The sequence below is a fragment of the Hyphomonas adhaerens MHS-3 genome (genome assembly GCF_000685235.1).
GTDB lineage: Bacteria > Pseudomonadota > Alphaproteobacteria > Caulobacterales > Hyphomonadaceae > Hyphomonas > Hyphomonas adhaerens.
The window spans coordinates 372,751-397,205 of the sequence record NZ_ARYH01000001.1; the positions used below are offsets into that span (position 1 = coordinate 372,751).

Annotated in this window: 21 protein-coding genes; 13 read left to right on the top strand and 8 right to left on the bottom strand. The window is 63.6% G+C overall.

Annotated elements, in window-relative coordinates:
* The first annotated feature begins 28 nt into the window (after nucleotides 1–28).
* The 7 genes from miaA (at nucleotide 29) to HAD_RS17700 (ending at nucleotide 6,902) form a co-directional block, all read left to right on the top strand.
* Nucleotides 29–979 carry a tRNA (adenosine(37)-N6)-dimethylallyltransferase MiaA gene (gene miaA / locus HAD_RS01805; protein WP_035569040.1) on the top strand — a complete coding sequence of 317 codons (951 nt, stop codon included), beginning with the start codon at nucleotides 29–31 and terminating at the stop codon, nucleotides 977–979.
* A gap of 189 nt (nucleotides 980–1,168) precedes the next feature.
* Entirely contained in the window at nucleotides 1,169–2,941 is a 1,773-nt protein-coding gene (locus HAD_RS01810) for an acetolactate synthase 3 large subunit (RefSeq protein ID WP_035569041.1), read from the top strand.
* A 42-nt stretch (nucleotides 2,942–2,983) separates the two neighbouring features.
* The gene (locus HAD_RS01815; protein ID WP_035569042.1) at nucleotides 2,984–3,682 is read left to right on the top strand and encodes a hypothetical protein; all 699 of its coding nucleotides are present in this window, start codon (nucleotides 2,984–2,986) and stop codon (nucleotides 3,680–3,682) included.
* A complete protein-coding gene (ilvN, locus tag HAD_RS01820; protein ID WP_035569043.1) occupies nucleotides 3,679–4,248 on the top strand; it encodes an acetolactate synthase small subunit in 570 nt (189 codons plus the stop codon). Before HAD_RS01815 ends, ilvN begins: the two co-directional genes overlap by 4 nt.
* Nucleotides 4,245–4,913 (top strand): hypothetical protein, encoded by a 669-nt coding sequence (locus HAD_RS01825; protein WP_035569044.1) that lies wholly within the window; start codon nucleotides 4,245–4,247, stop codon nucleotides 4,911–4,913. Before ilvN ends, HAD_RS01825 begins: the two co-directional genes overlap by 4 nt.
* A gap of 50 nt (nucleotides 4,914–4,963) precedes the next feature.
* A complete protein-coding gene (ilvC, locus tag HAD_RS01830; protein WP_035569045.1) occupies nucleotides 4,964–5,983 on the top strand; it encodes a ketol-acid reductoisomerase in 1,020 nt (339 codons plus the stop codon).
* Between the two features lie 40 nt (nucleotides 5,984–6,023).
* Complete coding sequence (locus HAD_RS17700; RefSeq protein ID WP_051595838.1) at nucleotides 6,024–6,902, top strand: Rossmann-fold NAD(P)-binding domain-containing protein; 879 nt, start codon at nucleotides 6,024–6,026, stop codon at nucleotides 6,900–6,902.
* Here the strand turns inward: HAD_RS17700 and HAD_RS01840 are convergent.
* Entirely contained in the window at nucleotides 6,899–7,570 is a 672-nt protein-coding gene (locus tag HAD_RS01840; protein ID WP_035569047.1) for a GH25 family lysozyme, read from the bottom strand. The genes HAD_RS17700 and HAD_RS01840 overlap by 4 nt on opposite strands.
* 200 nt (nucleotides 7,571–7,770) lie before the next feature.
* Between HAD_RS01840 and HAD_RS01845 the strand changes: the two genes are divergently transcribed.
* Nucleotides 7,771–8,301 carry a bactofilin family protein gene (locus HAD_RS01845; protein ID WP_035569049.1) on the top strand — a complete coding sequence of 177 codons (531 nt, stop codon included), beginning with the start codon at nucleotides 7,771–7,773 and terminating at the stop codon, nucleotides 8,299–8,301.
* A gap of 41 nt (nucleotides 8,302–8,342) precedes the next feature.
* Here HAD_RS01845 and HAD_RS01850 read toward each other — a convergent pair whose 3' ends face one another.
* Entirely contained in the window at nucleotides 8,343–8,939 is a 597-nt protein-coding gene (locus tag HAD_RS01850; protein ID WP_035569051.1) for a tetratricopeptide repeat protein, read from the bottom strand.
* 167 nt (nucleotides 8,940–9,106) lie between these two features.
* Between HAD_RS01850 and HAD_RS01855 the strand changes: the two genes are divergently transcribed.
* From HAD_RS01855 to HAD_RS01865, 3 genes are all read left to right on the top strand, one after another.
* Nucleotides 9,107–10,078 (top strand): oxidoreductase, encoded by a 972-nt coding sequence (locus tag HAD_RS01855; RefSeq protein ID WP_035569053.1) that lies wholly within the window; start codon nucleotides 9,107–9,109, stop codon nucleotides 10,076–10,078.
* Between the two features lie 34 nt (nucleotides 10,079–10,112).
* Complete coding sequence (locus tag HAD_RS01860) at nucleotides 10,113–10,946, top strand: class I SAM-dependent methyltransferase (protein WP_035569054.1); 834 nt, start codon at nucleotides 10,113–10,115, stop codon at nucleotides 10,944–10,946.
* A gap of 63 nt (nucleotides 10,947–11,009) precedes the next feature.
* A complete protein-coding gene (locus HAD_RS01865; protein ID WP_035569056.1) occupies nucleotides 11,010–11,321 on the top strand; it encodes a hypothetical protein in 312 nt (103 codons plus the stop codon).
* 20 nt (nucleotides 11,322–11,341) lie between these two features.
* Here the strand turns inward: HAD_RS01865 and HAD_RS01870 are convergent, their stop codons facing one another.
* A complete protein-coding gene (locus HAD_RS01870; RefSeq protein WP_035569059.1) occupies nucleotides 11,342–13,798 on the bottom strand; it encodes a sensor histidine kinase in 2,457 nt (818 codons plus the stop codon).
* 193 nt (nucleotides 13,799–13,991) lie between these two features.
* Between HAD_RS01870 and HAD_RS17705 the strand changes: the two genes are divergently transcribed.
* The gene (locus tag HAD_RS17705) at nucleotides 13,992–14,549 is read left to right on the top strand and encodes an EF-hand domain-containing protein (RefSeq protein WP_051595839.1); all 558 of its coding nucleotides are present in this window, start codon (nucleotides 13,992–13,994) and stop codon (nucleotides 14,547–14,549) included.
* A 9-nt stretch (nucleotides 14,550–14,558) separates the two neighbouring features.
* Here the strand turns inward: HAD_RS17705 and aguB are convergent, their stop codons facing one another.
* The 3 genes from aguB to HAD_RS01890 form a co-directional block, all read right to left on the bottom strand.
* Nucleotides 14,559–15,401, bottom strand: coding sequence for an N-carbamoylputrescine amidase (gene aguB, locus HAD_RS01880; protein WP_035569061.1), 843 nt, complete (start codon nucleotides 15,399–15,401; stop codon nucleotides 14,559–14,561).
* Between the two features lie 16 nt (nucleotides 15,402–15,417).
* Nucleotides 15,418–16,401: an agmatine deiminase family protein gene (locus tag HAD_RS01885; RefSeq protein WP_035569064.1), complete on the bottom strand. Its 984-nt coding sequence runs from the start codon at nucleotides 16,399–16,401 to the stop codon at nucleotides 15,418–15,420.
* An 85-nt stretch (nucleotides 16,402–16,486) separates the two neighbouring features.
* Nucleotides 16,487–19,573 (bottom strand): TonB-dependent receptor, encoded by a 3,087-nt coding sequence (locus tag HAD_RS01890; RefSeq protein ID WP_035569067.1) that lies wholly within the window; start codon nucleotides 19,571–19,573, stop codon nucleotides 16,487–16,489.
* A gap of 262 nt (nucleotides 19,574–19,835) precedes the next feature.
* Between HAD_RS01890 and HAD_RS01895 the strand changes: the two genes are divergently transcribed.
* On the top strand, nucleotides 19,836–21,566 hold the full coding sequence (locus tag HAD_RS01895) for an ArnT family glycosyltransferase (RefSeq protein WP_035569069.1): 1,731 nt from the start codon (nucleotides 19,836–19,838) through the stop codon (nucleotides 21,564–21,566).
* Between the two features lie 23 nt (nucleotides 21,567–21,589).
* On the opposite strand, the gene msrA is transcribed toward HAD_RS01895, so the two are convergent.
* Together msrA and pbpC are read right to left on the bottom strand one after the other, a co-directional pair.
* The gene (gene msrA, locus HAD_RS01900; RefSeq protein WP_035569071.1) at nucleotides 21,590–22,240 is read right to left on the bottom strand and encodes a peptide-methionine (S)-S-oxide reductase MsrA; all 651 of its coding nucleotides are present in this window, start codon (nucleotides 22,238–22,240) and stop codon (nucleotides 21,590–21,592) included.
* 154 nt (nucleotides 22,241–22,394) lie between these two features.
* Nucleotides 22,395–24,455, bottom strand: a complete 2,061-nt coding sequence (gene pbpC / locus HAD_RS01905; RefSeq protein WP_035569074.1) for a penicillin-binding protein 1C — start codon at nucleotides 24,453–24,455, stop codon at nucleotides 22,395–22,397.

Sequence of the window (24,455 nt, forward strand, 5' to 3'; positions counted from 1 at the left end):
TGGATGACAACCCCTTACCTCTATTGGAATGCATCCGGCTATCCTGATCCATGGCCCCACGGCCAGCGGCAAGACCGCCCTCGCCATCGAAGTCGCCCGGCGGCTCGACGGAGAGGTGATCAATGCCGATTCCATGCAGGTTTACAGAGACCTGAAAGTCATCTCGGCCCGCCCGGACGAGGACGAAATGCGCGGCGTGCCGCATCACCTGTTCGGACACGTCAACGCGGCCGAGCGCTATTCCACCGGCCAGTGGCTGGAAGAGGCGCGGGCCAAGATCCGCGTGCTCCAGAAGAAGAACAAGCGCGCCGTCATTGTTGGCGGCACGGGGCTTTACCTTCTGGCGCTGACGCAGGGCCTGTCGGCCATTCCGCCCGTCCCCGAGGATGTCCGCGCCCAAGTCCGTGACATCGCCGAAGCCGAGGGCGCCGACGGCCTGCGCGCGCGCCTGGCCCCACACGATCCGGAAACCGCCGAACGGCTGGGCTCGGGCGACAAGCAGCGCCTGGCCCGGGCCTATGAAATCTGGCTCGCCACCGGGCGGCCGATCACCGACTTCCACAATGAGCGCCAGCCCCCGGTCCTGCTGGACCGGGAATGGATGGGATTTGCCCTCACCCCGCCGCGCGCCAAGCTCTATTCCAAGATCGACCGGCGCTTCGAAGGCATGCTGATGCAGGGTGCCATGGCCGAGGCCCGCGCGCTGATCGAACGGGGGCTCGACCCCGAACTGCCGGCCATGAAGGCCCATGGCATGCCGTGGCTGGCCGCGTTTGCCCGCGGCGAGATCAGCGCCGAATTCGCCGCCGAGAACGCCAAGCGCGACACGCGGCGCTATGCAAAGAGGCAATTCACGTGGATTGGCAGGCAATTCCCGTTCTGGCCCAGAATCCCCGGCACGGAGCTGAACGACCGCATGCGGGTGATTCTTGCCCTCTATAGGGAGATTGACAGGGAGATGGAGGCAGATTATTCCTAGCCCCCGACGTTGGAGGAAACGCACGTGCGCATGTCAGAGGTACTCGTAATTAGGCACCCGTAGCCGCCGTTCATCAGAACCGGTTGCGGGTGTGCGCACAAAAGGGTCTCCGAAGGGGGCCCTTTTTCTTTTCAGAAAACATTCCGGACAATCACCCTCCTTTCTAACCCCAGACGCCAGAGCAAAGTCATGACCGTCAAAACCAAGCAGAAGACCGAAACCCGCCTGATGACCGGCGCCGAGATCGTAATCACGGCCCTACGGGAACAGGGCGTAGAGGTCATGTTTGGGTATCCGGGCGGCGCCGTCCTGCCGATCTATGACGCGCTGTTCGCAGCCGACGACATCCGCCACATCCTGGTGCGCCATGAACAGGGCGCCGGCCACGCCGCCGAAGGCTATGCTCGCTCCACGGGCAAATGCGGTGTCGCGCTCGTCACCTCCGGCCCCGGCGCGACCAACATGGTCACCCCGATCACGGATGCGATGATGGATTCGGTCCCGCTGGTCGTCATCTCCGGCCAGGTGCCGACGCACCTGATCGGCACCGATGCGTTCCAGGAGGCCGACACAACGGGCATCACGCGCAGCTGCGCCAAGCACAATTACCTCGTCACCGACGTCGACCAGCTGGCCCGCACGATCCATGAGGCGTTCCATATCGCGACCTCCGGCCGTCCCGGGCCTGTCGTCATCGACATTCCGAAGGACGTGCAGTTCGCGACCGGCACCTATTCCGGCAAGGAAGGCGTCCACAAGCCGACCTACTCCCCCAGGACCGAGCCGATTCCGGAGGCCATCGAGGCCGTTGCCGAACTGATCTCCATGGCTCGCCGGCCTGTTTTCTACACAGGCGGCGGCGTGATCAATTCCGGGCCGAAAGCCTGCGAAGCCCTGCGCAAGCTGCAGGCCGAGACGGGCATTCCGGTCACCTCCACGCTGATGGGCCTCGGGGCCTTCCCGGCCTCCCACAAGGACTGGCTGGGCATGGTGGGCATGCATGGCAGCTACGAATCCAACCATGCGATGCATGACTGCGACCTGATGATCTGCGTCGGCGCCCGGTTCGACGACCGTGTGACCGGCCGGATCGACGCCTTCTCGCCGAATTCCAAGAAGGTCCACATCGACATCGACCCCTCCTCGATCAACAAGATCGTCCGGGTCGACGTGCCGATCGTGGCCGATTGCGGCGCGGCGCTCGAAGCGCTGCTCACGGCGGTGAAACACCGCAAGGGCAAACGGCCCGACCTCAAGCCCTGGAAGGCCGAGATCGACGCCTGGCGCGCCCGTGACTGCTTTGCCTATGAGCCGTCGGACAAGATCATCAAGCCGCAATACGCGATCGAGCGCCTCTATGCCCTCACCCGCGAGCGCGAGACCTTCATCACGACCGAGGTTGGCCAGCACCAGATGTGGGCCGCCCAGTTCTTCCATTTCGACGAGCCGAACCACTGGATGACCTCCGGCGGCCTCGGCACGATGGGCTATGGCCTGCCCGCCGCCGTCGGCGTGCAGTGCGCCCATCCGGACGCGCTGGTCATCGACATTGCGGGCGAAGCCTCGATCCAGATGATGATGCAGGAATTGTCCACAGCGGTGCAGTTCTGCCTGCCGGTGAAGGTGTTCATCCTCAACAATGAATGGATGGGCATGGTGCGCCAGTGGCAGGAATTGCTGCACGGGGAGCGCTATTCGCACTCCTATTCGGAAAGCCTGCCGGACTTCGTGAAACTGGCCGAAGCCATGGGCGCCCACGGCATCCGGTGCGAGGATCCGGCCCAGCTGGACGACAAGATCCTTGAAATGATCGAGCATCCGGGCCCGGTCCTGTTCGACTGCATGATCGAAAAGGACGGCAACTGCCTGCCCATGATCCCGTCGGGCTCTGCACATAACGAGATGATCCTCGGGCAGATAACTGGTAACGAGATCAGTGAGACCGGGCGCAAGCTGGTCTGACTTCTGACAGACCGGGAACCGGCACCGCTGCAGGGGATTGTGATGGCCACAGACAACATCTGGCAGATGCTGACCGACAATGTCGGGACCGTCGTCACGGTGGTGTCGGCCATTGCCGCCGTGATCGGTGCCCTCGCCAGCCGTGCCGAGACCCGCAAGCAGCGCCAGCTGCGCACCGAGCAGCTTCGCCAGACGATCGACAGTTCCAGCCTCGACTGGGGCAATGCCGCCATCGACACGCTGGCCCGGGCCGCCATGCTGGCGCGCACCCGTCATTTTCATGGCAATGAAGGCTCCTTCCAGACGGCCAAGGCCGCAACGCTGGTCAACCTGACCGGCCTGATCGACCGGGGACGCATGTTCTTTCCCAATCTGGATGAGCATAAAAAGGGGACGGAAAAGGACGGCGCCTATCGTGGCTCGCGTCCGCCCATCCTCGACGCGATGGTCTGGGTTCATTGCGAAACGGCGGCCCTCACCCGGGAGGGCGGACCGACGGGCGACAACAGCGGCGCCTTTATCGACGACTGCCGCCGGCTCGTTGTTTCGGAACTGCAGGCCCACCTCGACCCCCGCCGGCTGAACCAGGTCGTCGGACGCTACGATGGACAGACCCGCACCCACCAGCAGCAGGCCATCGAACGCGCTGACTCCCTCAGGCAGCAACTCTTGACTCGGCGCCCCGGGGTCGCCATCGACAACCCAACCCGCCAACCAGAACAGCCGGAGACTGTACAATGAGCGACGGATCCGGAACGCCCACACCGAACGGGCCAAAGTCCGCCTATTTCCTCAATCATGAGGATGAAGCCGTCGAACGCCGCACGCTGGCCGTGCTGGTCGACAATGAACCGGGCGTTCTCGCCCGGGTCGTCGGCCTGTTCTCCGGCCGCGGCTACAATATCGACAGCCTGACCGTGGCAGAGGTCGACGCGTCCAGCCACAAGTCCCGGATCACCATCGTGACCCAGGGCACCCCGCACATCCTGGAGCAGATCGAAGCGCAGCTGATGCGTCTCGTCCCGGTCGGCGAAGTCGTGGACATCACCAAGTCGAAGCGCGGCATCGAACGCGAACTGGCGCTCCTGAAAGTGGCCGGCACCGGCGAAAAACGGGTCGAAGCCCTCCGGATTGCGCAGATTTTCCGGGCAAACGTGATCGACACGACAAATGAGAGCTTCATTTTCGAGATCACCGGCGCCTCCGACAAGATCAGTCAGTTCGTGGACCTGATGACGCCGCTGGGCCTCGTCGAGGTGAGCCGGACAGGCGTGCTCTCCATAAAGCGTGGTAAGGAGAAGGGATGAGACGTCTCTTCCCCCTCCCCCTGATATCGGCCCTTCTGGCCACCTGTTTCGCCGCGCCCGCGTTCGCCGAAATACCGATGCCGGAAAGCTGTGAGCCGCGCATTGCCGGCGTCGCCCTGGCCACGGCCAGCGATGCGGGCGAGGCGCAGCTGGCCTGCGATGTCGACCGCGCCGCCATCTATGAAGGCCGGGCGAACACGATTTTCGGATCGGCGATCAATCCGCTCGTCAGCGTGGTCGACCTCGCGGTGTCACCCAGCGGCGCTGTCTATGTCTACGCCGTCAGCGACGTTCAGGGCGCGATGATCCTCGATGCCCGCTCTGTCCCGGCAGACATGGACCAGCCCGGCAGTGTGCCGGTCTGCCACCTGCACACGCTGATGCCGGACGAGGCCGCAGCAGAGGTCTCCCTCGGCCTCCTCAAGGCGGCCTCCCCGGACCTGCCCGGCTATGCCGAGCGAATGGAAGTTGTCGTCAATCCGGACGGATCGCACCGGTCGGTCCTGATGCTCGATTCCCATGACGTGGTCAGCCGCGTGCAGACCGCCAGCGGTGAACGCGACTTCTCCCGCCATATCCGACAGACGGACGATGTGGCGAAACTCAACGAATTGATCATTGGCGTCGCCAATGTCAGCAGCGGCTGGGACTGCAAAGCCCCCTGACCGCCTAAACCCTATCCAGAACAACCCCCGACGGAGCCGAACGGAAGCCCATGAAAGTTTATTACGAGCAGGACGCGGATCTCGCACTGATCCAGAGCAAGAAAGTGGCCGTTGTCGGCTATGGCAGCCAGGGCCATGCCCACGTGCTGAACATGCGCGACAGCGGTGTGAAGCAGGTCAAGGTCGCCCTTCAGGAAGGGTCGGCCAGCCGCAAGAAGGCAGAGGCCGAAGGCCTTGAAGTCGTTACCCCGGCTGAAGCCACCCAATGGGCTGACGTGGTCATGATCCTCGTGCCGGACGAAAAGCAGGCTGTGCTTTACGCCAACGAGATCGAGCCGCACCTGCGTGCCGGCCAGCACATCATGTTCGGTCACGGCTTCAACGTGCACTACAACCTGATCCGCCCGCGCGCCGATGTCGACGTATCGCTGTCGGCCCCGAAAGGCCCCGGCCACACGCTGCGCGCGCAGTATCAGATGGGCTTCGGCCTGCCGGGCCTCGTCGCCATCCACCAGGATGCGAGCGGCACCGCAAAAGACGTCGCCCTCTCCTACTCCAAGGCCATCGGCAACACCCGCGCCGGTGTCATCGAAACCTCGTTCCGCGAAGAAACCGAAACCGACCTCTTCGGCGAACAGGCCGTGCTGTGCGGCGGGATCGTGGAGCTGATCAAGGCTGGTTACGAAACGCTGGTCGAAGCTGGCTACGCGCCGGAAATGGCCTATTTCGAGTGCCTGCACGAGACCAAGCTGATCGTCGACCTGATCTATGAAGGCGGCATCGCCAACATGAACTACTCGATCTCGAACACGGCCGAGTATGGCGAATACGTCTCCGGTCCGCGCATCGTGGATTCCGAGGCCAAGGCGAACATGAAGAAGGTCCTGGAAGACATCCAGAACGGCACCTTCGCCCGCAACTGGGTGCTGGAAAACCAGGCCGGCGCGCCGGGCTTCAACGCCATGCGCCAGCGCATGAACAGCCATCCGATCGAGGAAGTCGGCGAAAAGCTTCGCGGCATGATGCACTGGGCCCAGAACGACCGTCTGGTCGACAAGTCCCGGAACTAACGCTCTCGCGCCTCCGCTCGAACGCTGTTAGAGCGGAGGCGTGACCTCGACTGGCCCCTTTCTCGTCGCCGGAGCGAACCGTCCCCTGGGGGCGCTGATCGCTCTGGACCTTGCCGCCCGCGGGCGGAAGGTCGTTGCGACGCGGCGCCATCCCAATCCGGAACTCGACGCGCATCTGCGCGACGCCGGGATTGAGATCGCCCCCCTCGACCTGACAGACCTTCCCGCCGTCCGTGCCCTCGCGCCCGAGGTTTCGGGTGTGGTGCTGACGCCGATCCTGTCGATTTCCGGCCCGGCAGCGCATGTCTTCTCTGAAGGCGGCGTGTCGCGCGGCGTGGTCTTCTCGTCGAACAATGTCGCCATTGTCGGAGCCGACCCGGTCTATGACCGGCTGCGCGCGGCGGAAAAAGACGTGCTGGACAGCGCGCCCGGCTGGGCGATCCTGCGTCCGACCATGATCTATGGCTATCCGGGTGACGGGAACCTGTCGAAGCTGTTGCGGTTGCTCGCAAAACTGCCCGTGTTTCCGCGCCTTGGGTCTGGCCGGGCCAGCCAGCAACCGATCCATGTCGAGGATCTGGCGCGGCTGGCAGCCGCCCTCGTCTCGAACGACTGGGATGCAACCGGCATCCTCGCCGTGGGCGGCCCGCAAACGCTTTCGCACCGGGACCTGATCGCCACGGCCCGGCGCGCTTCAGGGCACAACAGCATCGACATTCCCATCCCGCTCGGCCCGGTGCGGGCGCTTGTTTCGCTGGTGTCCGCGCTCGGCCTGAAACTGCCGCTGAGCCCGGCGCAGCTTGCCCGCGTAAACCTCGACAAGGCCGCCATCGACCCGGCCGAGATTCCCGCCCACCTGCGGCCCCGGATCACACCGGAAGATGGCCTCACCCGCCTCGCCCGCTTGCTCGAACTCTAGCGTTCGTCCGGAATGCGATTGAGGTCTACGAACCCGTCGACGCCCGGCACCCGGCCCTTCATCGAATATTGCCAGATCAGCACGCCTCCCTCCGGCGGGCCGGACAGGCGGCGCATCCAGACCGGATTGCGGGGGAAGCGGTCCGCCAGCCAGTCGCGATGGAATTCCGGCGTCGTGTAGAGCACGGGCGGGGCGCCGTATTCCGCCTCCAGTGCAGTCAGGAAATCGTCTATCTCCGCCAATACCGCCGCCTTCGGGCCGTCGGGCGTGCAATTGTGGGCATATTCGAGATCCACCGCCGGAGGCAGCGTGCCATCGCGCACCTCGACCGACTGGATGAAATTCTCGGCCTGCGCCGCTCCGTTCTTGCAAAGCAGGTAAAAATGATAGGCGCCGACATGCCAGCCGCGCTGGCTCGCCTCGCGCCAGTTCTCCTGGAAACGGGTGTCCTTCCAGTCCCGGCCTTCGGTGGCCTTCAGGTAAACGAAGTCGATCGGGGCACTGCCGAGCGCCTCCCAGTTTACCCGGCCATTGTGGTGGGAAAGGTCGATGCCTTCATTGCCGGGCGCGAAAGCGCCCGCTGGCGCGGAATCTGCCGCCGTCCCGGCGGGCTGCGAACAGGCCGTCAGCACCAGAAAAAGAGATCCAATCAGGCAGGTTATGCGCATGTGCCGATCCAAATCCCCCGCCACGGCAGCCCTGTGGCCTGCCCCGGGTCTAATCGGGGTCAAGTCCGGGCCATATCACGGCAATTGCCCCATCCTGACCTTCACGGACACCAGATTCCTTATGGAATCAACAGAGTCCACGCCTTGGGCACAATCCCTGCATAGCCGCGTCCAGATGCAAGATAAGGGCTCTGACGTCTATGGCACCTGCAGATAAAATACGCGGCGGCGACGCCGTAAACCTGATCCTGAAGGACACGCGCCTTGATGGCGACCTTCGTTTCACGTCCCAGCTCGTCGTCGCAGGCCTGATCAAAGGCAATATCCGCTGCGAAAGCATGCTGGTCATCGAACGCGGCGGACGGGTCGAAGGCCGGGTCGAAGCGCCGGTCATCATCGTGCATGGGGAGCTGGAAGGCACCGTCCTGGCCACCCAATCGATCGAGATCTGGTCAGGCGCGAAAGTTGGCGGCGATGTCGCGGCGCGGTCTGTTCGCGTCGATGAAGGCGCCATGCTGACGGCCAATTTGCTGATCGCTGCAGACCTGCCAGACCATCTGGGACCACCCGAACCGGAGCAAACACCCGTTCCGGCCTCAGAGGAGCCGGTTGCCGCGGCCTCCCCGGCGCCAGCCCCCGTGGAGCCGCCCGTGACAGAGACACGGCCTGCAACGCCAATGTCGCCGCCGGTCTCCTTCCTGTCATCCGGACCGGCAACGGGCCGCGGCTAGACGGCAGGCTTGCAGTAGACTGGCAGTCGACCGGCAGCCGATCAGTTGCCGCGAATGTCTTTCAGACGCTCGAATGCGACCGAATCCGGGTCGTAGGCGCCCAGCTCGTCGAGCCGCTCACACGCCCATTGGTAATCGCGATCGCAGGATTGCTGCAGGATGCGTGTCCCCTCGGGGACGTTCTTGCGCCCGCCCGTGCCGGAGAACAGCATGTTGCCATACCCGGCGCAGCCGCTGACCTCATCGAGGTCACAGGACTGTTTGTACAGGCGCCGGGCCTTGGCCGGATCCGCCTCCATGCCGCGGCCCAGAAGGGTCAGATAGGCCAGCGAGGCGCAGCCCTTGCCATTGTCGCCCTTGCAGGCCCGGTCATAGGATTTGATGGCCAGCCCATAGTCCTGCACACCGCCCGTGCCTTTGCGATAGGAATCGCCCGCCGTGACGCAGGCATCATAATCCCGGGCGGCGCAGGCGGAATTGGCTTCCTGCCGGGCGGCGCGTTGTTCAGCGAACGTCTCCTTGGCGTTTTCCAGGGCGATCTCGGCCTGGGATCTCTCGACCCGGCCAGACTGGGCCAAAGCCGGCAAGGCGATGGCGCAACAGGCCAGCGCCGTGGCAATCAGAGGGGAGCGTATCATGGGGTCTACCCTTCCTAAGTCTTTGTTCCGTCTCTGATATAGGGACCGGGCGGGGGCGTCACCAAGGCATTGCCAGCTTAAGCTTTCTTAACCCGCACTTGTCCCCTCCCCGGCCGCGGGGCAGTATCCGCCGCTCAAAGCGAGATCGGAGACAGGGAGATATCCGGATGGCTGCAGAAGACCAGACCCCGATCGGATCGGGATTCCATAACAAGTCCACAGCAGCCGAGGTGATCGAAGGGATCGACCTGTCCGGCAAGAACGCGGTCGTCACCGGCGGATATTCCGGCATCGGACTGGAAACCGTGCGGGCGCTGGCATCGGCCGGGGCCCGTGTCACCGTCCCGGCCCGCCGGCTCGATACCGCTGAAGCCGCGCTGGCCGACGTGGCCGGCGACATCGAGATCGCCGCAATGGACCTGGCTGACCTCGCCAGCGTCGAAAAATTCACCCGGGAATATGACGAGACCGGACGGGGCCTCGACATCCTTATCAACAATGCCGGCATCATGGCCTGCCCGCTGTCCCGGGTCGGCCCCGGCTGGGAAAGCCAGTTCGGGATCAACCATCTGGGCCATATGGCGATGAGCCTCGCCCTCGCCCCGGCCATGCAGCGCACGCAAAATGCCCGCATGGTCGCACTGTCCTCGACCGGGCACATCCGCTCTGACGTGATCTGGGACGACCCGAACTACAACGAACGTCCCTATGACAAATGGGAAGCCTACGGACAGGCCAAGACTGCCGACGCGCTGTTCGCGCTCGGCGTGGACCGGCGCGGACGGGACATCGGCATCCGCGCCTTCTCTGTCCATCCGGGCGGCATCTTCACGCCGCTGCAGCGCCACCTGCCCGAAGAGGAAATGGTCGCGCTCGGCTGGAAGGCGCCTGACGGCTCCATTCCACCCCAGGTGCAGGCCATGTTCAAAACACCCGAACAAGGCGCCTCAACCACCGTCTGGGCGGCGACCTCGCCCCAGCTGGAAGGCCGGGGCGGCGTCTATTGCGAGAATTGCGATATTGCCCAGTTCGCGACCGAAGACAGCCAGCGCTGGGAACATGTCCGCGCCTGGGCCTGCGACGACGACCGCGCAGAGCGCCTTTGGACCATGAGCGAGAAAATGCTGGCGGAAGCCTGATCCGAATACGGACGACCTTGAGGAGGACAAGAGAATGAAGCATATCGCAGCACTCAGCCTGGCCGGCACGCTGCTGGCCGCGTGCGCCACACCCGCAGCAGATCCCGCACCGGAAGCGCCCATGGCGTCTCCGGTTGCGCCCGAAGCCGATGAGGCCCCGCAGGCCAAGGTTGCGCCGGGTGAATTCGACTATGAAAGCGTGTTCGGACAGGACGACCGGCCTGAACAGGACTATGAAATGTATCCGGTTCGGAAATCGGCTGAAGTGCTCGCCTTTTCCGGCATCATGCCCGGCATGACCGTCGTGGAAATGGAAGCTGGCGATGGCTTCTATACAGAGCTGTTCTCCCGGGTCGCAGGACCGGACGGCAAGGTCTACATGCAGAACCCGCCCTCGTTCAAAGCCTTCCTTGGCGATTCCGTTTCGAAACGGGTCGATGGGCGGCTGCTGAATGTACAGATCGTGGAAAGCGCCTTCGACAATCTCTCGAATGTCCCGGACGCCGACGCCGATATCGTCACCTGGTTCCTGGGCCCGCATGAGCTCTGGTACACGCCCAAAGGCGAGCCGGAAGGCGTGCTCGGCGACCCCGACATGACGTTCGATGAGATTGCCCGTGTGCTGAAACCGGGCGGCCATCTCGTCGTTCTGGATCATATGGCGCCGGCCGGGTCACCTCCGACAACAGGCGGTGAAACCCACCGAATCGACAAGGCTGTCATCATCGCGCTGGCCGAGGATCATGGCCTGTCACTGACCGACGAAAGCGACCTGCTGGCTAATCCGGACGATGACGGAACCGTGCAGGTCTTCGATCCGACCGTCCGGCGCAAGACCGATCGCTTCCTCCTGAAATTCGCCAAATAGGCGTTTTTGGCACGGAACATGCATCTCTCCGGGCGAGTTTCAGTCTTGCCCGGGAGTTGTTCCATGTCTGCCATTCGCTATTTCGCCGTTACGCTCGCAGCTGCCAGCGTTGCCCTGCCCGTTCTTGCCGCGGAAGGCACCCAGCTGCGCGGCCGTCTTGAAGCTGACTTCCTGCCGAAAGCCGGAACCGGCGAAGAAGCCCCGGCGGTCATGGAAACAGTGGTTGTCACGGAAAAGGACGGCTCGGACCTGCTGGTCTCGAAACCGGCCATCCTGCGCTATGATGCGGCGCCGGATGTCCCGGCCCGGACAGTGGCGGAAACGCGCGGTCAGGATCCGGATCGTGCAGGCGAGATCGCCGGCGAAGCCCGCTAGGCTGTTCCTGCCGTTCTGTTTCAGGACGGAACAACATTCTCCGAAAGCAGCAGCTCGCGCTGTGCACTGACGGCACGCATGGCCTGTGCCGGCAGCCAGCACGTGACTTCCAGTCCACCGCCCTCGACCGGCTTCATGCCGACCGTGCCGCCGTGCAGGTCGACGAAATGCTTCACCAGGGCGAGGCCAAGTCCTGCGCCGCGCTGGTCGCCAGAGACAAAGCTGTCAAAACTCGTCGCGCGCTTGTCGGCCTCCAGGCCACGGCCATTGTCGCGGACGGAGAAGGTCACCATGTCGCCCATGCGCTGGGCCGAGATAACGATCTCGCCCCCGGATTCGGTGAAGCGCAGGGAATTCGAGATCAGGTTGAACAGGATCTGGCGGATACGGCGCTCATCGGCGCGTATCATGCCCAGATCGCCTGTGATGTCGGAGCGGACAGCGATCTGCGTATCCTCGGCTTTCGAGACAACCATCTCGATGCTTTCCTCGATCACGCTGCCGAGGTCGACATCTTCAAGGTCGAGATCCATACGGCCCGCCTCGATCATGGCGAGGTCGAGAATGTTCTCGATCAGCTTCGACAGATGGTCGGAGGCTGACAGGATCGCGCTGACATAATCCTTCTGGCGCTCTGTCAAATCCCCATTGCGCTGTGTTTCCAGCAGCTCGGCATATCCGAAGATGACCGTCAGCGGCGAGCGCAACTGGTAGGAGACATTGCGCACGAATTCCGTCTTCAGCCGGTCGGCGGCCTCAAAGGCTTCAGCCCGCTCGCGCAGGGCCGACTCAACGCGCCGGGTGGCGGTCACATCGGCAAAGGCGATCAGCGTGTTTCCGTCCGGAAGCGGGTGGGTAAGATAGGTCAGGATAGAGCCGTCGGACCGGCGCATTTCGCCCGTGGTCGACTGCCGGGCCTTGGCGGACGGGTCGGTGATGTGGCTTTTCATGGCCGCCCAGATTTCCGTGTCATGGAACAGCGGAATGCACTCCTCCACCACATCGTCATAGTCCGGATGGTCTTTCAGCATGTCCTCGCTGAGGCTCCACAGGCGCTCAAATGCATAATTGTGCAGTTTCATGCGCCCGTCAGCACCGAACACCGCGACAGCCTCGTGGAGATTGTCGAGCGTCGAGCTCTGCGTCTTCACGATGGCATTGAACTGCGTCTGCAATTCCAGCTCGCCGGTAATGTCCTTGAACAGAAGGAGCAGGCCGCCCATCGGGTGGCGCTGGCGGGTGACGGAAAGCGTGCGTTCGTCCGGAAGCGACCAGGTGTCTTCCTTCACCCCGTCGATATCGAGATAATAGGACAGCTCCTCTGCCCGCCATTCGGCATAGTTCGCCCGGGCCGGCAGTTTGCGGCGCTCGCGCAGCCGGTCCAGCAACTGGCCATGGCTGGGCCGGTCCAGCAGGAAGCTCTCATCGAGATCCCACATGTCGCGGAAGGCCTTGTTGTAGAAGGTCAGCTTCCGGTCGGCCCCGAAGATCGCGACCGCATCGGCCACATGGTTCAACGTCTCGTCATGGGCGCGGACGTGGCGGTTCAGCTCCTCGCGCGCATCTTCCTGCGCGGTGACATCGAGCGCCATCGCCCCTGCCCCGCCGGACAGCGGGAAAGTCAGGATGCGCATCGCCCGGCGTGCGCCATTGATCGTGATGTGGCGGGTTTCGTCGATGTCGATGCCTTCGCTGATCGTCTTGCGGGCCTGATCGGCGGTGGCCTGGTCCAGCATCAGCTGACGGTCGAGCACGCGGTCCAGATTGGTTCCGTCGACGGCGTCGATATAGGCCGGGTTGACCCATTGCAGCTTGCCCATGCCCGACATGCGCCAGGCCGGGAACGGCGCCTTGCCCAGCATGTCGAGGAAGGCTGTCGGGTCGCGCGCGATGACCTGGCGGGCTTCTTCCAGCTTGCCGCGGGCCGAGCTTTCCTCAAGCCCCTTGATCGTCGCGTCGCTGACCCAGACCACGGCCCGGGCGCCGGCCGTGCGGCCATCGGCTTCGAGGAAGCGGCCGGACGGACCAATAATCGTCAGCGAGAAAGCCTGTCCGGACTCGCGCAGCTCGCGCAGGCGGATGCGGAGGGTCGTGTCCTGTCCCGCGCTGTCGCGGGCTTCAAGATCGGCAAGGCCTTCGATGATACGAACGGCCGGATCCGGCGAGATCGCGTCATCGGTAAAGCTCAGCAGGCCCGCCAGGGCGACCGGCGACCCGTACATTTCGGGCGGGATGATATCGTCACCCTCGGCTTCGAGCGCTTCGCCCTGCCAGACGAGGATGACCCCTGGATGGGCGCCGAGGATCGACCGGTGAGCTGCGAGCGTGGTTTCAAGGTCTGCCGAACGGTCCCGATACTTGCGGGCCGCACCGCGCGCGCCGTCTGACACCCGAAGGGCCCAGAGGAGCGCTGCGAGGCCGAGTGCTGCCGCACCGGCGGCCATAATGATCGGAACCTGTTCCGCTGTAAGTGCCATGCCGCGTCATCCAAAAGCCCGAATCGGCCGCGAGAACGACCGAGGAAACGGTTAACGAATTGCCCCTCTAGCGTTAAGGGCGCGTTAACGGAGTGCTAATGCCGGGTCTATTCCGGCGCAATATAACTGAAACCATCTGTTGCATAAACACAACACTCGCTTAGTCTGGCCCCCTGTAGGTGGAGTAAATCCAATGATCTTACGCGCGATTGCCCTGGCTGGCGCCCTGCTGATGACCACGGCCTTGCCAGCTGTCGCCCAGCAAGCCGATGACGATATCGTCCGCCTGCCCGGTCAGGGATTTACCAAAGCCGAGGCCCGCAAGCCACGGGGAACGCCCGACAGGCTGGTCGCGGGCGGCGGCCTGTTCCTGAGCTTCGACACCGATGGCGATGGCCGGATTACCCGCGCAGAGCTCGAATCCGGAACAGCTGCAGCCTTCCAGAAGGCCGACGCCAATGGCGATGGGCACCTGACCGCGTTCGAACAGATCAACTGGGCTGAAAGCCTGCCGACGCGGGATGACACGCTGGCAAACCCTGTCCGCTTCGATCCGAACCTTGACCGGCGCGTCAGCCCGGAAGAATTCCAGACCGTGATCGCCGAACTTGCCGACCATTATGTCGAAGAGACCAGCGATGTGATCGTCATTGCCTCGCTGAAGGCGCCCAAGCCAAAGCCTGAACGCGCCTCAAATCCGGCCCCGCCGCAAGGCCAGCGGCCACCGCGCGGCGTTCCCGGCGGCAGCTGAGGCCGTTTCCTAGACCAGAATGTCGTAAAGATCCGTCCGCCGGTCGCGGAAGAAGCCCCAGGCGGCCCGGTCCCGGTCAATCAGGTCCAGATCAAAGCGCACGACCAGCACGCCTTCTTCGCTGCGCCCGAAATCAGTAACGACTTCGCCCGTCTGGTCTGTGATGAAGCTGGTGCCGTAGAAGACCTGACCGTCTTCATCCCCGACACGATTGGCCGCGACGACGGGAATGACATTTGCCACCGAATGGCCCTGCATCACGCGGCGCCAGCGCGCCGCCGTATCGAGGCTGGCATCCTGCGGCTCGGCCCCGATGGCGGTCGGGTACAGCAGCACATCCGCGCCCATGAGCGCCATGGCGCGCGCCGCTTCCGGGAACCACTGGTCCCAGCAGACGCCGACGCCGATATGGCCCTTCATGGTCTGCCAGGTGCGGAAGCCCGTATCGCCCGGCCGGAAATAGAATTTCTCCTGATAGCCGGGGCCGTCGGGAATGTGGCTCTTGCGGTAGACGCCCAGCGGCGTGCCGTCAGCATCGATCATCACCAGCGAATTGTAATAGAGCGGCCCGTCCTTCTCATAGATCGAGACCGGGATGACCACATCCAGCTCTGCCGCGAGGTCTGCCAGCTGCACCACGGCCGGATGGTCGTGCCAGGGCAGCGCGCGCGCAAAGTGATGCTCTTCCTGCGTCTTGCAGAAATAATGGCCGCAGAAGAGTTCCGGCGGCAGCACGACATCCGCGCCCTGCCCGGCCGCTTCGCGGATGAAGCCGGCCACGCGGTCGATATTTGCCTGCATGTCGTCGCTCGGCGTGAACTGGATGCTGGCAACGGTGATTGTACGGCTCATTCTCAGATCCTCCGGATCAAGCGGGAATTTCGCGGGTCATGCAGTGGAAGCTTCCGCCCCCACCCAGAATATGTCCAGCCGGCAGGCCGATGATCTTGCGGCCCGGAAACAGGACCTTCATGTCGGCCAGCGCGACGAGGCTGTAATGGTCCTCATAGACCGGCACCAGCACGGCCCCGTTGGTGATGGTGAAATTCATGTGGCTCGCCGGGATCGGTTCGCCGTCGCCGCCCCGGACCAGGCCGGGTGACGGAATGGTCGCCACGTCCAGCCCGGCATCGCGCAGCGTGGCTTCGATCTCCAGCAGGATTTCCGTATTCGGGTCACCCGCGCCAGACGGCATCTGGCAGAGCGCGCGGCCCGGCGCGATGAAGCGGGCGGTATTGTCGACATGGCCATCGGTGTGGTCGTTCAGCAGGCCGTCGCCGAGCCAGATCATCTCGTCGATGCCGAGCGCCGCACAGATTCGGGCCTCGATCTGGTCGGCGGTCAGATCCGGATTGCGGTTCGGATTCAGCAGGCACTGGCGCGTGGTCAGCAGGCGGCCCTTGCCGTCTGCGTCGATGGCGCCGCCCTCCAGAACGATCGGGTGCTGGCTGACCGGCAGGGCTTCGCTGGCCGCAATCGCCCCGGCCGTCTCTGTGTCGCCCGGCATCAGGTATTTGCCGCCCCAGCCATTGAAGCGGAAGGCCTGGGCCTCACGCGCCGCGCCCTGCCCCGTCACGATGGGGCCGGTGTCACGCAGCCAGATGTCGCCAGCCGGGACTTCCATGACCTTCGCCACATCACCAACAGCCGAATTGGCCGATGCCAGCGCTTCGGCGGATCCCGCTGCAACCCGGACGGGCACATGAGCCGCAGCCGCGCGGATGAAGCCGGCGATCTGCGCGCGCGGCCCCTCAAGGTTGCCGCCCCATTCATCGGCAAGATGCGGCCAGCCGCACCAGAGGGCGGCCTGCGGAGCCCATTCGGGCGGAAGGAAGGGTTTGTTGTCGCTCATCGCGCGCGCAATGCCACACCTGTCACCAAAGGAAAAGGGCGGCCCCACATGGAGGCCGCCCTTCCCGAAAGGATAAGTCCGGGACTTAGAATTCGTAACGAAGGCCGAAGCGGACTTCGTAACGGGACGCGTCGCCAATGCGGGATTCGCAATCGCCAAGGGCGTACTCGCCGTACTCACACGTCGACGAAGACTGGCGCATGATGCCCCATTCGTCGTTCAGCAGGTTCGTGAGGTTGTCGATCGTGACAAAGGCAGAGGCCTTGTGATCGTAGAAACCCGGGAACTGCTGCTCGAGCCGCAGGTCGACCTTGCTCCACCAGGAGCTTTCCTGATCGTTCCGCGAGAAGCCCGGATACAGCGTGTTCTCAACACCGTCGAGGTAAGGCGTGCCGCCGAAGATGTCGAAGCTGGACACGTTGCCATCATAGACGACCGAGTACGGACGGCCCGAGTTGGCCGAAGCGAACACAGACACGATCGTGTCGTTGTCACCCCAGTAAGCCTTGCGATAGTTCGCGTAGGCCGTGAAGCGGTGCTCGATATTGTAGTCGGACGTCGCCGGCGTGGTTTCCTGCGGATCGGTGAAGGCCCGGTAGACATAGTTGGAGAACGCAACCGACGAGGTCATCGGGTGAACATCTTCCGCGTCGGTGTAGGCATAGCCGAGCGCCCAGTTCAGGCCCCAGTCATAGTCTTTCGACACAGATGCCGAGAGCTGGAGCGATTTGGCATCGTCACCGGCATTCGTCAGCACGAAGGATCCTTCACGCACGCTGTCGTAGACCGGATAGGTGCCGCCTTCCGGACCCGTGGTCGTACCGATCTGCTCGATATCGCCATGCAGCCAGACTGCGCTGTCCTTGGTGACCGTGTAGAGAATGTCAGCGTTCAGCTGATACTCACCACCGAGCGACGGAACGTCGACATACTTGGTCGCGCCAAGGGCTGCCTTGATTTCGTAAGGCAGCGTGAAGTTCGGATCGAGGTAGTTGATCTCGAAGTTCGATCCCTGGCCCGCGGCAACGGCATCAGCCATGACCTGAGGCACACACCAGCCCGGACCGTTCGGAACACCGTCTTCACACATGGTGTAAGGGATGGTGAAGATCGACGGACCGCTGTTCTGCTCGAGACCGAAGGCGCCGCCGTCAACGCCGAACTGCTGCACGTTGTTGGCAGAGTAGGTGTTCGACAGCCAGACGTTCGGGTTACCGCCGGAGTAGACACCGATACCGCCACGCAGGTCGAGCGAATCGTTGACATCCCAAGTGAAGCCGAGACGCGGCTGGACCAGACCTTCGCCATCGAGGGTCGAGTTGTTGCCGAAGCCGTAGTCAGCGAGGAAGTCCGGGTTGACCGGCGGCTTGTCGTCGGTGGTGTACCAGTCGTAGCGCAGACCGGCCGTCACGATCAGGCCGGAGCCGAAATCGTACTCGTCCTGAGCATACAGCGTGTTGATGGCATAGCCCCAATCAGCCGCCGCATCGGACGGATTACCGGACGGTGCGTTGTTGTAGTTGATGTTGTCAGCATAGCCGAGTTCAAAGTTCTCGATCGCCGCATCGAACACGCCCGGAAGGGTGTATCCGCTTCTTTCATCGAAATCGATTTCGGTGCCGGTCTGCTGGACGAACAGGTTGTAGACGTCCAGGGCTTCACGCTCGTAACCGAACGAGAAGTTGTGGCTTCCGGCCGTGTAGAAACCCTTCAGGGCCAGGTTGAAGGTTTCATACTCCAGAACGTTGGAGTGACGGCTGTCGTCAGCGCCGAGATAGACGTCGACATCATCCGTTTCGACCGTGATTTCACCGAAGTCGGTGCCGCCGATGGAAAGCTGGCGGTTCTTGAGTTCGGAGTAGCCGATACGAACTTCGGTCGAGAAGTTGTCCGTCCAGTCGGAATAGAGAGAGCCGACATAGGAGTTCAGCTCAGCGCCGCGCTCATACAGGTGGTTCGAGAATTCGAACTCGTCGGAATCACCATCCGATTCCGAGATATTGTAGCCGTCATTGTAGTTGTAGGTGAACGACGCGCGGTGATTGTTGGAGATGTTCCAGTCGAGTTTGATGAGGAGTTTCTCATCACCATTGTCGAAGCTGGTCGGGATGCCGCCCGGGTCGTAGCCATAGACGTCGCGCGCGATGCGGGCGATTTCGTCGAGTTCGGCCTGCGTGATTTTCACTTCGTTGACAGCGCCCGATCCGATCGGTCCGCGGTCGAACAGGTTCACGCCTTCAAGCTTCTCGTAAGCTGCGAAGAAGAAGAGCTTGTCCTTGATGATCGGGCCGCTGATGCCGAGGCCGTAGCGGTACTCGTCATACTCGCCGGTCGTGATGTCGTCGCCTTCGAGGCTGTCGGAACGCAGACCGTCATTGGTGTAGTCGCCAAACAGGTAGCCGTGGAACTCGTTCGAGCCCGACTTGGTGACGGCGTTGATGTTACAGGCGGAGAAGCCGCCATACTGGACGTCGAACGGTGCCAGCTCGACAGAGACCTGCTCGATGGCATCGTAGGAGAACGGAATGCGCTCGGTCGGGTAGCCGTTCGAGTTCAGACCGAAATTGTCGTTCATTTTCACGCCGTCAACCGTCAGCGAGTTGAAGCGGGAGTTCTTGCCGCCGCACTGAACCGAGTTGAGGCTGCCGCTGGCTTCGTTGACGTAGATACGCGGATCGAGGCGCAGGACGTCGGTGATGTTCCGGTTGATGGACGGTGCTTCTTTCAGCGTGTCGATGCCGAAGGTTGCCGACGGGCCGATCGCAACCGGCGCAAGCTGAGAGCCTGAAGCCGTAACGACGATTGCGTCGAGACGGGCTTCGGCGTCAGCATTGAGCGAGAAGTTGATTTGGGTCGCGTCGCCGAGGTTCAGTCCGACGTTTTCGACGGTCTGGTTCTGGTAGTCGGAAGACTGAACCTGTACCGCGTAGCCCGTCGAGACCGGAAGGCTGCGAATTGTGTACTGACCGCTAGCATTGGTGGTCGTCGAGCGCGACAGACCAGTTGTCGGGTCGGTGATGGTGACCGTTGCACCAGACACGGCGGCGCCGGTTTCGTCTGTCACCTGACCACGCACGCTGCCAGTGGTCACCTGCGCGGAGGCAATGCCTGCCACCGAGATCGCGATGGCTGATACAGCAGCCCCGCGAGCGAAGTTATTCCAGTTGATCATGATTTTCCCCTGTCCGAGAGAGCCCCAGCCGATGCCCTTGCACACCGTCCGGTTTCCGGTCGCATAACGATCCGAGATGACAGATTAGTGACAGGATCTTGAAGGTTAAACACATCCTATCGGGATTTGTGTCGATGCTCGTGTTGCGATGCAAAAATGACACGGTCGTTAGAAACAACTCGCCGCAAAACGTGTGTTTTGGGGTATATTCTGTCGGCGCAGCGTCGCATAAACCGGGCCTGCACCAAAAGGCCCGAGGCTAATGATCCACACCCCCGGCGAATCGGCGACGGACTGGCGCCGCATCACCTATCTGGCCCTGATGATTCTCCTGGTCCTGCGCGTCTTGCTGCTCGCAGTGAGCCCGCTGAATCTCTATGCCGACGAAGCCCAGTACTGGCGCTGGGGGGAAACGCTCGACTGGGGCTACTATTCGAAGCCGCCGATGATCGCCTGGGTGATCCATGCGGTCACGTCGGTTCTTGGCAATTCGGAATGGGCCGTCCGCCTGCCCGCTCCCTTCCTGCACACGGCCGGGGCGATCTTCCTGTTCCACCTCGGGCGCGCCATGTATGACGGCCGTACCGGCATGCTGGCCGCGCTTGGCTATGCGTTGATGCCGGCGGTGATCTTGTCATCTGCTGTAATCTCGACAGATGGCGTGCTGATGCCGTTCTGGTGCGCGGCGCTGTTCTGCTTCTGGCGCCTGCGCGCCGGTCAGGGCGGCTGGGCCAGCGCTGCCGGCCTCGGCCTCGCCATCGGGGCGGGGCTCCTGTCGAAATATGCGATGATCTATTTCCTGATCGGCATCGCCCTGACCCTGCTGATCGACCGGGACAGCCGCCGGGCGCTGGTTTCGCGGCATGGGCTGGCCGCATTCGCGCTCGCCGCGCTGGTGTTCGCCCCGCACATTGCCTGGAACGCGGCGCATGGGTTCGAGACCGTCAGCCACACGGTCGACAATGCCAATCTCGGCGGAGACCTGATCAATCCGGAGAACGCGCTGACCTTCCTGGTCGACCAGCTGGGCGTATTCGGGCCGATCAGTTTCCTCGCGCTCGTGTTCGGCCTGTTCGTGATCCGCTCCCAGGACGAAGGCCTGATGGGGCGGGATCGCTGGCTCCTCTGCTTCATCCTGCCGGTCCTGGCCATCATTCTCGGCCAGGCCGTGCTGTCCCGCGCGAATGCGAACTGGGCGGCCACGGCCTACCCCGCCGCCAGCGTGCTGGTCGCTGGCTGGCTGGTGCGGGCGCGCGCCAACCGGGCCCTCTGGTTCATCGTGGCGGGCCTGACCTTTGTCGTCCTCCAGTTCGTTCCGGACCTCAGTGTCTGGGTACGCCTCGGCCTTGGCCTGCTTGTCGGGTGCGGGCTGCTGCTCCTGGCGACCCTTGTGAAATACCGCCCGTCGGGCCTGCTCTGGTTCAGCATCGGCCTCCACGGCATTCTGGCACTCAGCTTTGCGGTAATCTCGATGCTGCCCCTGCAGTCCTCCACGGCGCTCGGCCTCGACAATGCGTTGAAGCGCACGCGTGGCTGGGACCAGGCTGCAAAGGACGTGTTCGCCATCGCCCAGTCTGTCGGGGCAACCGCCGTCCTCGTGGATGAACGCGAGGTCTGGCACGGGCTGGACTATTATGGCCGCGACCGGACCGTGCCGCTGCTCTCTTGGCGGCGCTATGGCGTGCCGAAGAGCTTCTCCGAAGCGCAGCCGCTGGCCGCGCCACTGGACCAGCGCGTCCTTGTCGTCTCCATCCATCCCGGCATGCGCCCGATGTTGCGGAGCGAGTTCAGGACGTTCGAACGGACGGGGGAAATTTCGGTGCCGCTGGGCAAGCGCAGCAATGGCTGCCCGCTGGCGCGGACATTCGTCCTGTACCTGGCGTCAGGGTTTGAGCCGCAGGCGCATGATGCCGCCTGGGAGAATGCGTTCAAAGGCCAGACGGAATTCCCGCCGGCCCCCTGCCCTGCAAAATCAGAAACGCCGGATCCGTAGCCGCCAGATCGGTGGCCGCCAGATCAGTGACCGGATGCCCCGTCCGCCCAGACCTTTTTCACCCGCGCATCCCGGCCACAGGCCGTGCGGTAGTAGCGGTATTTGAGCGGGTTCTTCTTGTAGTAATCCTGGTGATAGTCCTCAGCCGGCCAGAACGTGCTGGCGTCGAGGATCTTGGTGACCACCGGTGTGCCCAGGACGCCGGAATGATCGATCATCTCGACTTCGGTTTCGGCCACTTCACGCTGGTCTGCATTGGCGACGAACACGGCGGAGCGATAGCTGTCGCCCTTGTCGCAGAACTGGCCGGTCGAATCGGTCGGGTCGATGTGGTGGAAGTAATAGTCCACCAGCGCATCATAACTGACCTTGTCCGGATCATAGGTGACTTTGACGGCCTCATAGTGACCCGTCTTCTTGTGCGAGACCTGTTCATAGGTCGGGTTCACCACCGTGCCGCCGGTATAGCCGGAGACGGTCGAGACAACCCCGTCGACCTTGTCGAAGTCCGCTTCCACGCACCAGAAGCACCCACCGGCAAACACGGCCGTCGACAGACGTTTCGCGTCCGGGCTGGAAACCTGATCCTGCGCGCCGGCGCTGGAAAAGAATCCGAGCGCCATCGCAGCGAGACCGGCCGCAAGGGCAACTGCTTGGGGTGAACGGGTACGCATTTCACTTCACTCTGTTGTTCAGGCCGGACCGTTCCGGCGTCCCGTCTGATATGGGAAATGACCGATGGTCTGTAACCCTGTATTCGCAGTTCTGACAGGAATGTGTTTCCTCCGTGTTGTCTGAAAGCGGCACATTTGTGGCTTTGCCGTGTCTTCAGGCAGGCCCGGTCAGAACCCGGACACGCACCCGGCTCGCGCGTCCTGCAGAATCGACTGCAGTGACCGTGTAAAAGCCCGGCCGGTCCGGCGCCCACACGGGGGCCCCGGCATCATCCGTGTCACACGGCCGGCCGTCGATGTACCAGCTCAGCCTGCCTTCGCCCCGTCCGGCCAGTACGAAGCCCCGCGCCGCGCGGCCATTCACCGGACCGGCCCACAGCTCAGCGGCTTGTGGCGGAAACAGGATCTGCGGCGGCCCGGCTTCTTCCAGCGCCTTCATCGCGCCGTGGGATTTCAGGAGACGTTTCTCGCTGGTCAGCCGCATCGTCGCCTCGCCCTCGTCCTGAAGGTGCTGGGAGACACGGTCGGCCACTTCGAACAGGATCGGCAAGGCGGTGTCGTGCCCCGTCTTGCCCGCCCGCGGCGCCCCGTCGGCCCGCCCGACCCAGACGACAATCACGTGCTGGCCCGAGACGCCCGCCGCCCAGGCATCGCGGAAGCCATAGGAGGTGCCGGTCTTGAAGGCGATTTGCGGGGCATGCGCCGTGAGCGATCCCGGCATCCGGCCTTCGGGCGTGGGCGCCTTGCGCAGGATGTCGAGCACTTCGCCCGCGCTTTCCCCGCTGACAAGGCGTTTGCCTGCGGCCTCATAGCTGCCGGCTTCCTCGTCGGCGCGCCAGACCAGCGGCTTGGCAACGCCCTCATCGCCCAGCGCGGCGTACAGCACGGCCAGTTCGCGCGCTGTCAGCCCCGCCCCGCCAAGCGCGATGGCGAGCCCGGCCTCATGCTCTGCCCCGCCATAGATACGCGGGCGCGCGCCAGCCGACGCCAGCTGCGCCGCGAAGCGTTCCGGGCCGACCCGGTCCAGCATGGCCACGGCGGGAATGTTCAGCGAATGCTGCAAGGCATCCGACACGCGGACATCGCCGCGGAACATGCGGTCGAAGTTTTCCGGCTGGTAGGAGGCAAAACGCGTCGGCAGGTCTGCCACGCGGGTGTCCGGCGCGGCCGTGCCATCGTCGAACGCCATGGCGTAGATGAAAGGCTTCAGCGTGGACCCCGGTGACCGCGCCTGCGCCGTCAGGTCCAGCCAGCCGCCCGGCCGGTCACGCGAGGCAGAGCCCGCAATCGCCCGCACCGCCCGCGTCGGGACATGCACGACCAGAACCGAGACCTGCACATCCTCGCCTTCGGCTTCGGCGCGGGTCAGCGCGATACGCTCCACCTCTGCCTGCAGCCCGGCATCGAGCGTTGAGCGCACATCCTCGCGCGGGCCTTCTGCCAGTGCCTTGGCGGTGCCGTGCCAGGCCCGGTCCGGAAAGTCCCGCCGGCGTCCGGGTACGGACAGCGTGGCGACATCGTCGACATCACCGGCGGTGAAGACGTCATAGCGATGAAGTTTCTCGGCGACCCAGTTGCGGGCCCGCTCGGCTGTTTCCGGATGCCGGTCAGGGCGGCGGACCTCCGGCGATTGCGGCAGGGCGATCAGCAGCGCGATCTCGTCCTTCGACAGCTTGTCCGCCTCGTGTCCGAAATAGCTCCAGCTCGCCGCGCGAACGCCTTCGAGGTTCCCGCCATAGGGCGTCAGGGACAGGTAAAGCGACAGGATCTCGTCCTTGGTCAGCCGCCGCTCCAGCTGCCAGGCACGGGCAATCTCGATCAGTTTGGAGCCGATATTACGGTCACGCGGTTCCAGCATGCGCGCGGTCTGCATCGTCAGCGTCGAACCGCCGGACACGATGCGCCCGGCAAACAGCGAGTCGATAGCCGCCCGGCTGAGCCCCATCCAGTCCGTCCCGCGATGCTGATAGAAACGCTTGTCTTCCACGCGGATCAGCGCATCGACGAAGTCCGGATCGATCCGGTCCAGGTCTCCGGCAAAGCGCCAGCGGCCATCCGGCGTCGCAAAGGCCCGCAGCGGCTTGCCGTCCCGGTCTGTAACGAGGGCGGACAATCCCCCCGCCCTTTCAAGCGGCGGAGGGAAAAGCCTGTCCGCAATCACCACGGCGAGGAACAGCGCAAAGATGCCGAGGAAGATCCGGCGCGCTGTCAGCAT

What these genes read in the sequence shown, in the direction of transcription:
- miaA (WP_035569040.1), top strand. Translation starts at nt 29, where the DNA reads ATGCATCCGGCTATCCTGATCCATGGCCCCACGGCCAGCGGCAAGACC.
- HAD_RS01810 (WP_035569041.1), top strand. Translation starts at nt 1,169, where the DNA reads ATGACCGTCAAAACCAAGCAGAAGACCGAAACCCGCCTGATGACCGGC.
- HAD_RS01815 (WP_035569042.1), top strand. Translation starts at nt 2,984, where the DNA reads ATGGCCACAGACAACATCTGGCAGATGCTGACCGACAATGTCGGGACC.
- ilvN (WP_035569043.1), top strand. Translation starts at nt 3,679, where the DNA reads ATGAGCGACGGATCCGGAACGCCCACACCGAACGGGCCAAAGTCCGCC.
- HAD_RS01825 (WP_035569044.1), top strand. Translation starts at nt 4,245, where the DNA reads ATGAGACGTCTCTTCCCCCTCCCCCTGATATCGGCCCTTCTGGCCACC.
- ilvC (WP_035569045.1), top strand. Translation starts at nt 4,964, where the DNA reads ATGAAAGTTTATTACGAGCAGGACGCGGATCTCGCACTGATCCAGAGC.
- HAD_RS01840 (WP_035569047.1), bottom strand. Translation starts at nt 7,570, where the DNA reads ATGCGCATAACCTGCCTGATTGGATCTCTTTTTCTGGTGCTGACGGCC.
- HAD_RS01845 (WP_035569049.1), top strand. Translation starts at nt 7,771, where the DNA reads ATGGCACCTGCAGATAAAATACGCGGCGGCGACGCCGTAAACCTGATC.
- HAD_RS01850 (WP_035569051.1), bottom strand. Translation starts at nt 8,939, where the DNA reads ATGATACGCTCCCCTCTGATTGCCACGGCGCTGGCCTGTTGCGCCATC.
- HAD_RS01855 (WP_035569053.1), top strand. Translation starts at nt 9,107, where the DNA reads ATGGCTGCAGAAGACCAGACCCCGATCGGATCGGGATTCCATAACAAG.
- HAD_RS01860 (WP_035569054.1), top strand. Translation starts at nt 10,113, where the DNA reads ATGAAGCATATCGCAGCACTCAGCCTGGCCGGCACGCTGCTGGCCGCG.
- HAD_RS01865 (WP_035569056.1), top strand. Translation starts at nt 11,010, where the DNA reads ATGTCTGCCATTCGCTATTTCGCCGTTACGCTCGCAGCTGCCAGCGTT.
- HAD_RS01870 (WP_035569059.1), bottom strand. Translation starts at nt 13,798, where the DNA reads ATGGCACTTACAGCGGAACAGGTTCCGATCATTATGGCCGCCGGTGCG.
- HAD_RS17705 (WP_051595839.1), top strand. Translation starts at nt 13,992, where the DNA reads ATGATCTTACGCGCGATTGCCCTGGCTGGCGCCCTGCTGATGACCACG.
- aguB (WP_035569061.1), bottom strand. Translation starts at nt 15,401, where the DNA reads ATGAGCCGTACAATCACCGTTGCCAGCATCCAGTTCACGCCGAGCGAC.
- HAD_RS01885 (WP_035569064.1), bottom strand. Translation starts at nt 16,401, where the DNA reads ATGAGCGACAACAAACCCTTCCTTCCGCCCGAATGGGCTCCGCAGGCC.
- HAD_RS01890 (WP_035569067.1), bottom strand. Translation starts at nt 19,573, where the DNA reads ATGATCAACTGGAATAACTTCGCTCGCGGGGCTGCTGTATCAGCCATC.
- HAD_RS01895 (WP_035569069.1), top strand. Translation starts at nt 19,836, where the DNA reads ATGATCCACACCCCCGGCGAATCGGCGACGGACTGGCGCCGCATCACC.
- msrA (WP_035569071.1), bottom strand. Translation starts at nt 22,240, where the DNA reads ATGCGTACCCGTTCACCCCAAGCAGTTGCCCTTGCGGCCGGTCTCGCT.
- pbpC (WP_035569074.1), bottom strand. Translation starts at nt 24,455, where the DNA reads ATGCTGACAGCGCGCCGGATCTTCCTCGGCATCTTTGCGCTGTTCCTC.